Below are 16181 nucleotides of genomic sequence, written 5' to 3'. Positions count from 1 at the left end.
AAATTTCATGATAATATCATAAATTTGAACTTCCTAAATAAAAGGAACAACAATCAAACAATTATGAATACAGATACATTAGATTTTTGGGTAGGAAATTTCCAGAGTGAAGAAGATTTTCATGAATTTGTGGAAGAGGATGAAAATTTTTATATGGAAGAAGAATCTGACGAAACGTATATTTCAAAATTTGCAGAATCTCAGGATACGCTTTGGCTAGATCACGATTTTGTAGAATATGGTTTTGAAGATGGAAACAGAACGATTTACGAGAAATTTTCAGAATATTCTTTTGCTGAACAATGGCTTCCAATTTTAGTAAACAGACTGAATGAACTCGATTTAAAGTTCGATATCAATGCTATTATTTTCTTAAACAAACAAATTCCAAAACCGGTTTCTGTGGAAAATGATTTGTTTTCTTTGGTTTATATTGGAGGAATTGAGTATAATGTTTAAAAATATTTAATGTACAAAACAAAAACTTTCGCCAAGAGCGAAAGTTTTTATTTATTAAGCAGTTTTTCAATAAGTTTATTCTGAGATTCAATAAGTTTTGTAATCTGTTCCTGATTTTTCAATATTTCTTCAGAGAAATTATTAAATGTACCCTTATTATAAACAACTCCATTATTTGTCTGAACTTCGTTAATAACAGTTTCTCCTTCCAAAAAATAGTTAGGATCAACTTCAAAATAATCACAGACTTTCTGCATAAAACTGAAATCGATTCTTTCAACCATTCCGTTTTCCATCTTACTCAAAGTTCCCTGATAAACTTCCAATTTATATGCTAATTCTTCCTGAGAAATATTTTTTCTTTCTCTAAGTCTTTTTATTTTAAAGCCTACACTGTTCATTTGTTGAAAAATTAAAGGATAAAGATAATTCTTTTTTATAAAATTCTACGATTTTCATTTTATTCGATCTCGAATATCTTTTATTCGAAAACGAATTGTCTCAAACCCTAAATATCCACAATTTTGAGGAAAGTTTTCGCGAAATACTTTTGATATCTACAATTTATTTTTAATTTTAATTCTAAAAACATGAAGAAAATGATTTTATTGGCTGCCTTTGGCATTGCCGGATTAGTAAGCGCAAAACCTACATTTGTAAAGAAATCTGAAAAGCAGACTGAGAAAAAAGAAGCAAAATTTAGGCTTTGTGGTGTACTCGTTACTTTTTATGATAGTGATAATAATCCCACAGGTTCACAATGGTTTCTAACTGACACACCTACTTTATCATCTTGTCAGGCATATCAGTCTTTTGTTCAGTGGAATCTAACACAAGGTGGTTATACGATCACTCCTTAATAATAAGTAATTATGGATTTAAAAAAAATATCATTTACAATTTTTGTCATACTATTTTTTTTACGTGGATTTGCTCAACAGCAAGTCCATGTAAAATATTATTATGTAAGGTCTCCTATTGCAACTTTATATGAAGATTTATACATTAAAGATAATAATGTGATCTCGGTTCAGGATTCAATTATGAATGTTAATTTAAATGGAACCGGAAGCATTTCTGCCGTTAGAAAAAGTAATAAACCGGCAACTAAAAACTATTTCATTTCTCAATTACAAAGTAATAATAATCTTAAAGATATTTTTTTTACAGTTTTGGATAGAGAGACCAAGTATTTTGTACACGATGAAGTTTCAAAGCCGATCTGGAAAATTGAAGAAACAAAGACAAAAAAAATATTGGGTTACAGTTGCATAAAAGCTACCACCAATTTCAGAGGTTCTGAAGTTACTGCCTATTTTACCAAAGAACTTCCCTATTCTACGGGACCTTATAAATTTTTTGGTTTGCCTGGACTTATTTTAGATATCCGGGAAGACAATAATAATTATAATATCTGGAAAGCAGAAAAAGTTGAATTAACCGTAGATCCGAAAATAAATTTCACTCCAAAATTAAGCCGCTATCCTAAAATGAATATGAGACAATTTGTCGAAATGAAAGAAGGAACTCAAAACAAAGAATTGGCAGAATTACTCAGCAAAATGTCTTCAGGAACAAAAACAGAAAGCCAATACAAAAACAACAGACCCGGATTGGAAAAAGTTTTTGAATGGGAAATCAAATAATAAATCTCATAATGCTTCGGTTCCGCTCAACATTCGCTTTAGATTAGAATGAATACTCTTGGAAAAAAATTAATGAAATAGTATTTTATTACGGGAAACCATATGTTTATTTTTAATTACTCATATAAATTTGAGGCATAAAAATAAATAACTATTATGTCATTAATCAAATGTCCTGAGTGTAGTAATTTTGTAAGTGATACTGCTGTGCAATGTCCAAAATGCGGTTATTCTATAAAAGATAATCTGGATTCTATTCAAAAGACCAAACTACCACTTCAATCTCAAAATGTTAATACTGCTCAAAAGCCAAACAATGGCTGTGGAATTGTAGTATTAATTTTAATTATTTTTGGATTTCTAATATTTTTAGTAAATAAATGTTCCGATTCTAATACTAAGAAAAACACTGATATTTCAACTAAAACTGAAATTGAAACAAAAATTTCAAAAGAAGATAGTATTAAAAATCAAGCCCGTATTGATAGTATTGATAAAAAAGATAAAATTGAAGAAGAAAAATTTATGAAAACGAAAGCTGGAAAAATCTACAAAAAGCATCCGGAATGGTCAAAAGAGGATTGTATTGGAATTTCAGAGCGTAAAATTTGGATTGGGATGAGTTATGAAATGTTAGTTTATATGAGAGGAAAACCAAATAATGTTAATACTTCTAATTATGGGGATGGACTCAATTATCAGGCTTGTTGGTATGATTATGATCCTTCTTGTTTTTATTTTGGTGAAAATCATATTATTACCTCTTACAATTAAAAAAAACTAATAAAAAATGCTTTGACTTCGCTCAGCATGGCATTCCTAAAATTTACTGCTTAAAAAAAGTTAGTATTAGGAATGCCATGCTGAGCGAAGTCAAAGCATCTAATTTATTTCAAAATTAATGCGCTTCCAACCAGTTATCTCCCACTCCAACTTCCACCAATAGGGGAACCTGCGTTTCAATCGCACTTTCCATTTCCATTTTAATAATATTGGTTGCTAATTCAACCTCATCAATTGGAGATTCAAAAACCAATTCGTCATGTACCTGAAGCAACATTTTTGTCTGCAGCTTTTCTTTTTCCAGTTCTTTCTGGATTTTAATCATCGCCATTTTTACTACATCTGCCGCACTTCCCTGAATTGGAGCATTTACCGCGTTTCTTTCAGCATGTGCGCGCACAACAAAATTTCCTGAATTGATATCTTTTAAATGACGTTTTCTCCCTAAAATGGTTTCAACATATCCCTGTTCACGGGCTCTATGTACCTGTGCAGCCATGTATTCTTTCAATTTGGGATAGGTTTCGTAGTATGCTTCAATCATCTGTTTTGCTTCCGATCTCGACAAACCTGTCTGTTCTGCTAAAGCAAATGCTCCCTGACCATATAAAATCCCAAAGTTGACCGTCTTTGCCTGACTTCTTTGCGTTTTAGACACTTCTTCCAACGGAATTTTAAATAATTTCGCCGCCGTTGAAGCGTGAATATCTTCACCATCCTGGAACGCTTTAATCATATTATCTTCACCGGAAATTTCGGCAATCAAACGAAGTTCAATCTGTGAATAATCGGCAGAAATAATCTTCTTCCCTTCCGCAGAAACAAACGCCCCACGAATTTGCTGACCTCTCAACGTTCGGATCGGAATATTCTGTAAATTTGGGTTTACACTCGCCAAACGACCTGTTGCAGCCGTAGTTTGCGAGAAATTGGTATGAACTCTATTGTCGGTTTTTTCAATCTGTGAAGGCAGCGCATCAACGTAGGTTGATTTTAATTTCTGATACGTTCTGTATTCAAGAATATGCTTGATAATTTCATGTTTTGAAGACAGTTTTTGAAGCACATCTTCCGAAGTTGCGTACTGACCGGTTTTGGTCTTTTTTGCTTTCGGATCAAGCTGCATTTTTTCAAATAAAATTTCACCCAATTGTTTCGGTGAATTCATATTGAATTCTTCGCCTGAAATCTCAAATATTTTTGATTCTAATTGTCTTAAATCATTCTCAAGATCAATACTTTCCTGAGCCAGCCATTTTTCATCCAGAGAAATTCCTGAAAGTTCCATTTTAGCCAAAACTTCCATTAATGGCATTTCAATATTGAAAAATAACTCTTCTAAATTTTCCTTTTTTAACTGAGGCGCAAACAATTCGTATAATTGGAAAGTTACATCTGCATCTTCTGCAGCGTAATCCGTCTGAGTTCTTAAATCTGCATCTCTGAAAGTTCCCTGATTTTTTCCCTTTTTACCGATAATGGTTTCAATGGAAACAGGCTTATAATTCAAATAAACTTCTGAGAGATAATCCATTCCGTGTCTTCCGTCAGGATTTAAAAGGTAATGTGCGATCATCGTGTCAAACATTGCCCCTTTTACGGTAATATTGTATTTTTTTAAAACTTTATAATCGAATTTTAAATTGTGAGCAACTTTCAGCAAATCTTCTTTCTCAAAAAACGGTCTGAAAATTTCCAATGTCTGTAACACTTCGCCCTGATCTTCCGACAAAGGAACGTAATATGCCAATCCTTTTTTATAAGAAAAACTCATTCCGACCAATTCGGCTTCCAGTTCATTCAGAGAAGTAGTTTCTGTATCAAAACATACGACTTGCTGTTTCAGTAAATTCTGAACTAAGATTTTCTGCGCTTTCGGATTATTTACAAACTGATACAAATGATCATTCTGCTCAATATTCGATTTTGTGGACGTTGCCTGATCCAGCTCTTCGTACGTTGCAAATAAATCCAGCTGACCAACCGCTTGTGCCACTTTTTGCTGAGGAGTTTCCGTTACCGTTACCTCAGCTTCCGCAACAACTTTAGTTCCGGCAGCCGGCGCAAAGGCTCGGTAAAGATTTTCGTATAATCTTGTGAATTCTATCTCATCAAAAACTTTCTTAGCCTGTTCAAAATCCGGAGTTTCAAGATCATATTGTTCCTGATGAAACTCCACAGGCGCATCGCAAATAATCGTCGCTAACTTTTTAGATAAAATTCCACGCTCAGCTGAAGCTTCTATTTTCTCTTTAATTTTTCCCTTTAACTGATGTGTATTCGCTAAAAGATTTTCTATACTTCCGTATTCTTTCAAGAATTTCATGGCAGTTTTTTCACCAACACCATCCAACCCCGGGATATTATCCACTGCATCACCCATCATCGCCAGATAATCAATTACCTGTTTCGGGTCTTCTATTTCGTATTTTGCTTTTACTTCTTCAACACCTAAAATTTCAATATCTCCACCTTTCAAACCTGGTTTGTACATTTTAATTTTATCAGTAACAAGCTGTGCAAAATCTTTATCAGGAGTTACCATAAAAGTAGTGTAACCTTCTTTTTCAGCTTTGCAGGCAATGGTTCCAATGACATCATCTGCTTCGTAACCTTCAACCCCTAAAATCGGTACATGCATCGCCTGTAAAATCCTGTGAATATATGGAATTGCATTTTTAATTGCTTCAGGAGTTTCGCTTCTGTTAGCTTTATATTCAGCAAAATCATCGGTTCTTACACTTGCCTGTCCAACATCAAAAACAACCGCTAAATGTGTTGGTCTTTCTCTTCTGATTAATTCAATCAAAGAGTTGGTGAAACCAAATATAGCCGATGTATCGATCCCTGTGCTTGTAATCCTCGGACTTCTGATCAATGCGTAATATCCTCTGAAAATCATCGCATAAGCATCGATGAGAAATAGCCTTTTATCTTGAGTTGCGTCCATATTTTCCATAAGGAACAAAGATAAGAAAATAGGAAGGTTTTTTTCAGAATTTCGAATTTCAGTTTAAAATTTAGAAAAAATACTGAGACAAATTATTTAATTTTTTACGGGAATCAGTTCAAGACGATCTTTATCTATTTTGAAATTGTAAGTTCCTGTAAATGTTTTTGGCTCTTTGCAATCTCCAGACATATCTGCTAAACCTTCGCTCATTTCCAACTGATTACCTTCGTAAATGCTATAAGTTCCCATCATGTGAAAACATGAATTTCCGGTATGATATTTTTTATCGCTTTCAAATTGAAGGAAATAAAACTTAGGCTGTTCTGCAGGGAATTTTATTAATTTTCCTTTTTTGAAAATTGCACTTCCATCCGCATTTACTCTTTCAACTTCCCAGGTTGTTTTTGCAAGCGAACTGGTTTGTGCATTTGCGATAATTGAAAATACTGTAATAACGAATGTGAAAATAAGTTTTTTCATGCTGAAATATTTGAAGGTGGTTTTTAAATAATTTTTATTGTCAATTCCGTTAAATTCTATTCAAACATTTAAAAATTTTTGCCAAAATTTGTTATTTGTAATAATCAGTTTTACCAACTGCTATAGTCCAAAAATATTTTGACTTTTCTAAATCCTGATCCATTATTTCTTTAGACTCTTCATAAGTTCCTTCTTCTTTCATTTCAGTAATGGTAGATTCTATATCAACAGGAATGGATGCTCTCCAAATTCCTACAGAAATTTCTAAAAAACTATAGCTATATGGAGCTTCAAAATCATCTATTTCTCCATTATTTTTATTAGTTAGAAAATCTATAAGGTCAGTATCATAAAGTTTAAACGGATTTATATCATAAATACTGAATTCTGTATTTTCAGAATATGGACCTTGACATTCAACAAATTCTAATCCTCCGTTATCATCAAAATCAAATCTCACATCTAAGGAATCATAATAAAATTGCTCTTCCTCGTCATTATCTGGCTTTCCGAGTAAATTGATAATGTCATTTTTTCCCTGACCAAATTCTATTTTTTTATCATTTACTAAAATTCCCTCTAAAGGTTTCAATATAATTTTGTTCATATTTTTATTTATATTTATTTTGAAGTTCTACTTTTTGTTCACCTGTTATGTAACCTTTTTTCTCAGCATATTCTAACATTTCATCCATGTGAACGTTATATTTGTCTCCATATTTATTAATAGTTTCATCTATATCCATTCCCATTGCTTCATTAAATTTTCCTTGAGATATCAAAACTGCCTGACTTCTCCTGTAAGCTTTTGATTTATTAGAGCTTCCTGTTGAGCTCATCACTCTATGATCAGGTTTATCCATGTGTATTGACGGTGTTGTACCATGAGTTGGCAAACCTGTCAATTGAGGATTCATTTTCTTAGCAATTTCAATTGAATTCCAAGCTGGAATATGATTAACTTCTCCTCCTACATTTGATCCTCTAGTGCCACTATAACCACCACCTTTGCTCAATCCAAAAACATCAATCCAAAGGTTTGAGTTTCTAACATATGAATAAAAATTGCCTTCTCCCGATTTAAAACCTATCGGATCTTTGCTAATATAATTTCCATTTTGGGGGTCATAATATCTAAATCTGTTATAGCATAAATCAATATCATAATCATTATATTGTCCCGGAAATTGAAATGGAATAAAACTAAAATCTCCTTTACATGTTTTTACATTTCCATAAATATCTAATTCTCTTGACCATATCAAATTTCCATTATCATCAAAAACCTGAATTGGAACTCCCAAATAATCGCTAATGATAGAGTACTTTTCATCATTAATTAATTTAGAAATAGGAGTGTAACCACTTCCTCCATATACCCAAGTCACAACATTCTCAATCTTCTCTCTCTCAATAACTACATTTCCATCATCATCCACAAAAGTTTTCGGCTCTTCTTCAACATCATAGCTCCATTCATGTAAAAGAACATTACCATCCCAAATATAACGAGTTATTTTTTTGTTTCCAATTTTTGAAATTCTCCTTCCGAGTGCATCATATTCAAAATTCACTTCCTTGCCATCCGGTCGTTTTACTTTTGCCAGCATTCCGTTCGCATTCCAGAAATAAGCCCAATCTCCAGATTGCCACTCAGGATTTTGGATTTCAGATGGAGAATTTTCATGGACATTGACTAAAATATTCCCATCAGGTAATTTTGTTTCATTCAGCCAGTCCGCGGCAATGGATTTGTAATAAGGATGTGAATTTTCTTCTTTCTCTTTTGGATCTGATTTACTATTATTAATCTGCCTTTTACTTTTTAGTAGTAAATTTCCTTCTTCGTCGTAATGATAAAACCAGTTTTTGTCGCGCATCAGCTTTCCACCTTTGTCGTAAATACGGTCGGTTCTTTTGGCGCTTTCGTATAAACAACCCGTTTCATCAGGATTTTTGTACTGAATTTCACCATTTGAATATTCCGCAGCAACAAGACTCCCGTAAGCATCATAATCGAATCTCGTTCTTCCACCTGTAACACGATCCAAAACCTGCAACAATCGGCTTCCGGCTGCCCAATGATAATCTTTATGGAAAGCAGTATTAGTCTTGTTTACCATCACTTTCTGACTTATCGGCATTCCGACATGATCGAACTCAAAAATACTTTCGACACCGCCCGTCATTTCACGAGAAAATAATTGTCCGTTTCTCGAAACATCAAGATTCATTTGCCACGGTTGACGAACGTCTTTTGTAGTGGCAGTTACATTTTTAAGCTGACCAAGATCGTTGTAACTATAATCGATTTCTGCACCTAAACTGCTTTTTAAACCAATCAGATTTCCCTGATCGTCATATTCATAATTGATGGAATGTTCGCCCTGCTTTTCGCTGGTTACCAAGCCTAATTTATTTCTTTCGAAAGCGACGCTGCTATTTTCATTATCCGCTTTTACCAACATTCCCGAAGTATCGTACTGATACGCTTCCCAGGTTCCGTCGGGATAATGAGTCTGCGTTAATCTTCCGCCTAAATCATATTCATAAAAAATATTTTTCCCTTGTGGGTTTCTGCTTTGAGTGACCAATCCGTCTTTATCTCTTACAAAGAATTTCTGTTGTCCGTCGAAACCTGTTTCTCCAATAATATTGTCATTATGATCTCTTTCAAAATGATAGGTTTCGCCTTTTTCATTGGTGATGCTCATTAGATTTTCGTAAGCATTGTAGCCAAAAACTAAGGTTTCTTCCTTTTTAAATGTTAATGCATTTCTTCGAACCTGACGTTTCAGACTTCCCATCGGTGTGTAACTCATGAGCCATTCTGCTCTTCCGTCTGTGGCGTAAATCGGCAGATCATAAGCATCATAACGAAGTTTTAAAGGCAATTGTCCGGGTTCATTCACCTCAACTACTCTTCCCATGCTGTCTCTATTCCAAACGGTTCTATTTAAAGGTTTTGGACTGAAAATTAATAATCGTCCATAATTATCATATTTCCAATATTGTTCGCCACCGATATTGTTGGTTAATCTTGTAATCTGTTTTCTGCTATTGTATTCGTAATGCGTTTCAATTTCCTGTTTTATGCTTTTCTCAGGAAGTTTTTCATCATTAAAATATTCATAATAAACACTTTCTCCAGTTGGATCTGTGTAGCTTAATAATCTTCCTACTTCATCATAATTCCAGATTTCTGAAGTTCCCGAAGGCGAAAAACGTGCAATAACCTGCCCAAATTCATTGTATTGATAATGATATTCTTCTCCATCCGGCGTGTGGAAAATTTTAATATTTCCAAATTCATCGTAAGTATATCCATGAACTCTTCCTTCCGGAGTTCCGGTCATTTTTAATTCGTTGTGGGAAGTATAATCGTACCAGGTTTCTCCGCCTTCGCCATCAACTTGTTTATATACTAAAAAATCTTCGTCGTAATAATATCTTTCTGTTTTATTGTTTTGCTTTGGATAAATAACTTCGGTGTAGCCTTCTTTTTTATTATAATTTAAAAATCCTTCCATAAAACCTTCCAAACCTTTTGTATGAACTACTCTATCTTGTTTGTCGTATTCCCAATGATAGCTCATCTCGTTTCTGTTCATTCTTCGGATCACACGATTTTCATCATCATATTCAAAAACAATGGCTTTCTTATGAATATCCCAAACATGGGTAAGGTTTCCACGTTCATCATAATTGTAACGAACTTGCAAATCTTTCTGATTTTTATAACAATAATAAACCTCAGTAACTTTTTTAAGTTCAGGATGAATGATTGTTTCGATGCTAAAACTGCTTTTAACATCTTTAATGCTTTTTAAAACAATATTTCGATCTTCATAGCTGTATTCCCTGATCGTTCCGTCACCATATTCAATATGAATTACCTTAAAAATACTTCCTTCCGAAATGTGATGAAAACGTTTGTAAGTATAAATATCCGTTCCTTTTCTGATAATCCAGATATTATCACTTGGGCGATACTGCCAGATTTTCTGACTTCTGTAGTAGGTTAATTCTTCTCCAACCGGCGGAACAGGGATCGGCATAGGCTGCAATTCTTCAGGGTGAACCCACGCCGCGACCTCATCATCTTCGTCAGGAACAATATAAAGATCATGAGAATTGAAAATTCCGTTGCCCAACATTCCATGGGTGTACGGTCTGTCACTATACCAAACATTTGTCCATGTTAAAGTAGTTCCGGCTTCAATCTCGAAATCATCCCACTCAAACAGCATCGCTCCTGAAGCAAAATTTACAGGCTCTAAGCCCACTTTACACAAAGCTTTTGAAATAGGATTAGTTTTTCCAAATTTTCCCTGTAGAAAATGATTAAACTTTGTAACTCCTTTTCCTAAACTTTTCGTTAAACCTCTCATCAAAGCCATTCCCGCAAAACGCATCAGCATTTCACCCGGCGTGTAAATGTGTGGAACAAATGGTCCGCCAACGATGACAGGACCTCCCGTATTAATCTGAATATATAAACTTGAAAAATTATTATAAAATGCAAAATATGCCAACGGATTTTTCTTGGGTTTATCCGGCATCGCAGGCAACATCGTCATTCCAAAGGGTAATCCCATACAAGTTAGTACCTGTTGCGGTAGATTTCCGCTCATCTTACTTCCCTGCGCCAGAACAGTTTGGGCACCGTAATATACTTCACCTTCGTGCGGAGCTTCCTGCGGAAACGGGATCATGTAAACGGGAATCAATGAAGTGACGTGTCTGAAAGGAATCACAACGCCCATCACACTCGTTGTCGTCGTCGCCTTATGTCTTCCGTGAACAAATATTGAACCGCCCATCGGAATACTTTCCGGAAGGTCTGGTTTCAAATTTCTGATAAATTGTGGAATCGGAATACTGAATGTTAAGTAATCCATTACGTCGAAAACAATCCCGATAAACGGATGCGGCAACGGCAGTGGAATCAACATAAAAGATGGCGGTGGCGGAATTAAAGTCCAATGAATATCGATCGCCAGCACAATATCAAAATGTTTGCTTGTGTGCTGAAATCCTGTGGGAACAATCGCAGGAGTATTAACTTTAATGAGTTTGATTTTACTTTCCGGAGAGGCATTTTCTGCTGTAACAGAAGTTTCACTGCCACTTCCTCCACCTGATTGTTCTCCGTTATTTCCACCCATTACCGATTTTACCATAGAAACGGGATTTAGGGAGTCGAAATTATTTTTCATTCCATTTTTCCAGCCTTGAGTAGTCTTTTCCATGCTGAACGAAGTGACATCCGCAGAAACACTCAGAGACCGATCCGGATTCATATCTGGCTTGGCAACCTTTATCTTTTTTATATTTTTATTTTGATCTGCCATGATATTTCAATTTGTGATTTGGTATATTTACATTGTACTGTAATTTTTTTGAACCATTAAGAATAAACTTCTTAGTTTTTTTAATCAAGATCTTAATGGTGTAAAATTTTTCATATTTAATTGTGTTTTGGTTTCTCAACACTTACTTTCCAACCTTCTCCAAAATAATTTTTCATTTCTTGATCCAATATTATTTTTTTGTCGTTGTCGTCTTCATATTTGATAAATAGCATGGAGGCAATAAATTTCAAACTGCTCGATTCTCTTGTTGAAGGTTCCATTATTTTTGCGATCTCGAGACATTTTTCAAAATATTCGATCATTTTATCTTTTGATAAAAGCGTATCATTCAAGGTTCCGATGATTCTGTAACATTCTATTACCATTGCATATTCCCCAATTTCTTTGGCAACTTCCGCAGCTTTTTCGAAGGCTTTTTCTGCTCTTGATTTTTTTGAATTTCCCAATAAATAACTTCCGTAATTCATGTACATCTGTATTTCCAGTGGAGAATTAGGATCAACTTCTTCAAATATTTTTTGATACATGTCTTCTGCCTTTTCCTTTTTTCGATCTGCAATGAAAGCTTGAGTCAACATAAAATAAGCTGAAATTTCACCTTGCTTATTATTTTGCTCTTTAGCTAATTTTACGGCAGTTTTTAATGAAAACTCAGCTTCCCTATATCTTCCTTTGCTTAAATGGTTGCTTGCCGTAAGAATTTGCTGTTGAAAATCTGTATCTACACTGTTTTTCTTTCGATTGGTATGCGCTGCCGTATTTTGCATCAATTGATGAATATCCACCTCGACTCTGAAGCTTTGTGCCAAAGAATTTTCCGGCAACGTTTTATAAGTGTGATGTTCTGCCCAAACCAGTTTAATATCGTGATTTTCCGATTTTTCACAAAGCTTGCACCATTCTTTTATCCAAATTGATAATTCTTCAATATTACTGATTCTCAGTGGTGCGATGTATAAATAGATCTTGGAATTTTTAAGATTAGGAAAGTTTTTCTTTAATTCTAACAAAGGAAAAAAAGCTTTATTAGCATCTGTATCAAATTGATTATCAGAAATATTCAATTCCCACTTCGGAATATTTTCTTCATTTTTTTCTAATAAATCATAATATTCTTTCCATTCATCAAATAAATTCTGCCCGAAAGCATCCATCCCGTTAAACTCCTGATAATGAATTAAAAAAAGATCTTCACCATCATAATCTTCGGATAATCTTGATTTTATAAATCCGTCAAAAAGATCGGTCTCATGTTTTTCCCCATGACAGATGAGCATTGGCATTTTATCATTAGCTTTAACAACGTTTTGCCACTGTCTTTTTAATTTTACCAATTCCAGATCTACAGGATTCATCAGTATTTAGTTAAGTTTTACAGTTCCACTTACGATATTTGTTTCATTTCCTCCTCCGATATTTATTTTTGCACTGCTCAGATTCGCTTCTGTTTTCGCTCCCATCGAAAGTGTGGTTGTTCCGACATCCAAAGTAGTTCTCTCAATACCGATTCCTGATGTGGGATCTCCGCCTTCAGGACCTACGCCAATTCCGACACTTGCCGTTCCTCCAACGCCAATATTGTTTCCCTGAACCATAATTTCTTTTCCTTTAATCACAATATTTCCATCTTTATCCATGAAAATAGAACTGCTTCCGCATGTTAAAGTGATGGATATTTTACTGTCAACACTGATATTTCCAGCTCCGTCAAGGAATACTTGGTTCTGATCTTTATCTCTTACCGTCATTCCACCGCCGTCGTCAAGACTTACGATGTGACCGCTTTTACTGCTTAAACTTTTAATATTATTGCCGGCTCCACCACCACCGCCAACTCCGCCGTGGAACATCCCTCCCATTACGAAAGGCCTGTCGGGATGCTGATGTGCAAAATTCACAACCACCTGATCGCCAACTTCAGGAATCGCCATAAACCCACGGTTTTTGTTCACTTTTTCGCTTCCACCACCATCGGGAGTCATTACACGAATGTATTCTGTTGTGGTAGAACCGTTTTGCCAGTCAAACTGTACCTGAACTCTTCCCTGATTTAAAGGATCGGTGTTTGAAATTACTTTTGCAAACTGAGAATCAGCTTTCGGAGTTTGAAATTCCGGACGGGGAATAAATCCTGTGTCGGAAGCAATAGCATCAAAAGTTCCTGTATAATATCCTCTCGCATCGACTTCATGATTAACTTCGAGAATCATTAATTTGGTGAAGTAAGCCGTTTCATTACTGTCAGTTTTCCGCATTTCTATATCTGCGATACAACCCGGATACAAGAACGGAACAGTTGTATTTCCTGAAGTTATAAAAACATCGGAAGCTTTACTTCCGGCCGTTCCTTTTTGTGACGTTTCAACATCCATAAAAGATACGGCTTTAATTGGAGCCACTCGTAATGAAGGTGTTGTAAACGTTTTTTCTGAAATTTCATATGCCCTTTTAGCAATATCTGAAGTATGGGAAATCTTTGAATTTCCAGTCGTTAATTTTTCGTTTTTACTGCTGTTGTACCCATAAAAACTTGGATTTACGTGCTGTGCTTTCATTGTAATCTTCACATCATTCACACTACTTCCATAAATCAATTTCACAGGTTTTTCCTGAGGTGGTAGTTTTCCGAAATGAAGAACTTCACCATCGTAGTAAAACTGTTCGCCATATGCTTCTGCCATTCGGGCCAGATAATTATAATGTGTTTCTTCGTATTGCGAACTGTAGGAAACATTTCCGTGGTTGGAATCTACTCTGAAATCGAACTTTCCCTGTCCTAGACCTTCTTTAATAACGTGATCGGCGATACTGTTTAAACTAATTTCCTGTGCACCCCCAAAACTCTGAATATGTGGCGCTGCATCAAGCAGAACCGTCGGGCTGCAGCCTGTGAGAACAATATTTCCCAGACTACCTTTTTCCTGGCTGAAACCAACTTCTGTGATTACACCGACGAAACTTCTCTCGGGACCGTCCTCAACATCTTTATATTTGAAAACAACAGTAATTCTTTTTCCTAAAAAGTTCTGAGCTTCCTCCAGATTATAATTTTCTGCACTTCCCAAGGTATCATAAGCCAACATTAAAATAAATTCATGATGTCTTGTAGCGCTTTGTTTTAACTGAAAATTTTTAAAATGCTTTATCGCTTTTCCTTCAACAACAATATCCAATTTCACGACACGGTTGATGCCCTGGATTTGACTTTCAGGAATGGCTTTGGCATTGTGTATTTTGGAAGTCGGCTGCTGAGACCAGACTTTATCTTCGACTAAAGTGGGAGTATTAGGCTGTAGTTTTTGATTCATCAACATTCCGGAAGTTCCTGTTACAACTCCCGTATAAGCCTGAGCCTGTACCAGTTTTTGAGTTGTTTTCTGAACCGTTCCATTGGTTTTTTCCTGAATTTTTTCAGTTGTTGTATTAACAGCCTGATCGGTTGCCATTTCTTTCATCTCTTCCATTTTTTCTGTCATGGAAGGTTTCCCCGTAGGAGAAGGCATTTTTGGCGTATTGTTATCTTGAAACATAGCCTTAAAATTTTGAATGATTGGTGTGTTTTATTTTAAATGCTAAAATTTATTCGATATAAAATCAAATAAATCTTCATTAATCAAAATTTCAATTTATAACTGATTAATAGTTCATTAAATTAAAAAATATGAAATAATTTAGTTTCAGAAAAGAAAAAACAGAATAGCTTACTCTGTGGGAGCTTACTATTCTGTGTCCAATTTTATTTTACTAAGATGATTGTAAGTTTTAGTTACTTGTTCCACCTGGCCATAGACCTTGGTAGTTTGAGTTACCGTAATCGATTGTTTCAGCACTTACGATGAAACTGATCAACATACTGTTTTCGTCTACCGCATCGAAGTCTACTTCGTGTTGGATCACGTATCCGTTATTCCAAGTTAAAGTAATCAAAGTACCTTCTTCGTGAGATTTATTGAAAGTAATTTCACCAGTTGTAGGCTTGTATTTTCCGTTTAGTAAGCTTTCAAGGATGTCAGATTTTTCAGTTGCTTCCACTGTAACTTTGATAATTGCATTAGAAGGGTCTGAAGCTACTCTACCAGATACGTCTGTAGATCTTGATACGCTGTAGTTCAGTTTTAATAATTTCTGTCCTTCTCCGTTGTTGAATTTTAAGATTCCTCTTGAATTTGCTGCCATGATTCGTAAATTTTAATCGTTAATATTTTGTGATTTGGTTGATTTGTTGAGTCAAAGATAGAGCACTTATTTTTATTCCGGAAACAATTTTAATTTAATCTTACTTTTTGTAGTAGTTCTACGATTTGGTGTAGTAATTCTACTATAATAGAAATAATCAAACCTATAATAGATTGATAATTAAATAATTAAATCTAAAAAATCAAACACTATATAAATAATTTTTAACACTTTAATGGGAAATATTAAGATTTAATTAACTTAAAATTAACAAATATTATCATGCATTGATCGAGTTTTCAAACTAAA

Annotated in this window: 12 protein-coding genes; 4 read left to right on the top strand and 8 right to left on the bottom strand. The window is 34.7% G+C overall.

Translation table 11 applies throughout. The features are described from left to right. Positions 1-63: 63 nt before the first annotated feature. Positions 64-459, top strand: coding sequence for an immunity 22 family protein (locus ASG22_RS08040; RefSeq protein WP_055982852.1), 396 nt, complete (start codon positions 64-66; stop codon positions 457-459). 47 nt (positions 460-506) lie between these two features. Here the strand turns inward: ASG22_RS08040 and ASG22_RS08035 are convergent, their stop codons facing one another. Beyond that, the gene (locus ASG22_RS08035; RefSeq protein WP_055982850.1) at positions 507-860 is read right to left on the bottom strand and encodes a helix-turn-helix domain-containing protein; all 354 of its coding nucleotides are present in this window, start codon (positions 858-860) and stop codon (positions 507-509) included. 189 nt (positions 861-1049) lie between these two features. Here ASG22_RS08035 and ASG22_RS08030 point away from each other — a divergent pair, with 189 nt between their 5' ends. The 3 genes from ASG22_RS08030 (at position 1050) to ASG22_RS08020 (ending at position 2879) form a co-directional block, all read left to right on the top strand. Beyond that, positions 1050-1319, top strand: coding sequence for a hypothetical protein (locus ASG22_RS08030; protein ID WP_055982848.1), 270 nt, complete (start codon positions 1050-1052; stop codon positions 1317-1319). 12 nt (positions 1320-1331) lie between these two features. Next, positions 1332-2105, top strand: a complete 774-nt coding sequence (locus tag ASG22_RS08025; RefSeq protein WP_055982845.1) for a GLPGLI family protein — start codon at positions 1332-1334, stop codon at positions 2103-2105. A gap of 156 nt (positions 2106-2261) precedes the next feature. Beyond that, complete coding sequence (locus tag ASG22_RS08020) at positions 2262-2879, top strand: hypothetical protein (protein WP_055982843.1); 618 nt, start codon at positions 2262-2264, stop codon at positions 2877-2879. Between the two features lie 124 nt (positions 2880-3003). Here the strand turns inward: ASG22_RS08020 and polA are convergent, their stop codons facing one another. The 7 genes from polA to tssD all read right to left on the bottom strand — a co-directional run bounded on the left by polA (position 3004) and on the right by tssD (position 15872). Next, the gene (gene polA, locus ASG22_RS08015) at positions 3004-5838 is read right to left on the bottom strand and encodes a DNA polymerase I (RefSeq protein ID WP_055983486.1); all 2835 of its coding nucleotides are present in this window, start codon (positions 5836-5838) and stop codon (positions 3004-3006) included. A gap of 96 nt (positions 5839-5934) precedes the next feature. Then, complete coding sequence (locus tag ASG22_RS08010; RefSeq protein ID WP_055982841.1) at positions 5935-6321, bottom strand: META domain-containing protein; 387 nt, start codon at positions 6319-6321, stop codon at positions 5935-5937. 91 nt (positions 6322-6412) lie between these two features. Continuing rightward, positions 6413-6928, bottom strand: a complete 516-nt coding sequence (locus ASG22_RS08005; RefSeq protein ID WP_055982839.1) for a hypothetical protein — start codon at positions 6926-6928, stop codon at positions 6413-6415. 4 nt (positions 6929-6932) lie between these two features. Then, positions 6933-11675, bottom strand: coding sequence for an RHS repeat-associated core domain-containing protein (locus tag ASG22_RS08000; RefSeq protein ID WP_238586876.1), 4743 nt, complete (start codon positions 11673-11675; stop codon positions 6933-6935). Positions 11676-11791: 116 nt separating this feature from the next. Continuing rightward, positions 11792-13051, bottom strand: a complete 1260-nt coding sequence (locus ASG22_RS07995) for a tetratricopeptide repeat protein (protein WP_055982837.1) — start codon at positions 13049-13051, stop codon at positions 11792-11794. 6 nt (positions 13052-13057) lie between these two features. Further along, entirely contained in the window at positions 13058-15226 is a 2169-nt protein-coding gene (locus ASG22_RS07990) for a type VI secretion system Vgr family protein (protein ID WP_055982835.1), read from the bottom strand. A gap of 232 nt (positions 15227-15458) precedes the next feature. Continuing rightward, a complete protein-coding gene (gene tssD / locus ASG22_RS07985; RefSeq protein ID WP_185113794.1) occupies positions 15459-15872 on the bottom strand; it encodes a type VI secretion system tube protein TssD in 414 nt (137 codons plus the stop codon). Positions 15873-16181: the final 309 nt, after the last annotated feature.

This window comes from Chryseobacterium sp. Leaf405, assembly GCF_001425355.1.
GTDB lineage: Bacteria > Bacteroidota > Bacteroidia > Flavobacteriales > Weeksellaceae > Chryseobacterium.
Note: the sequence above shows the minus strand (reverse complement) of the source record. Positions and strands in the feature narration are given on the sequence as shown.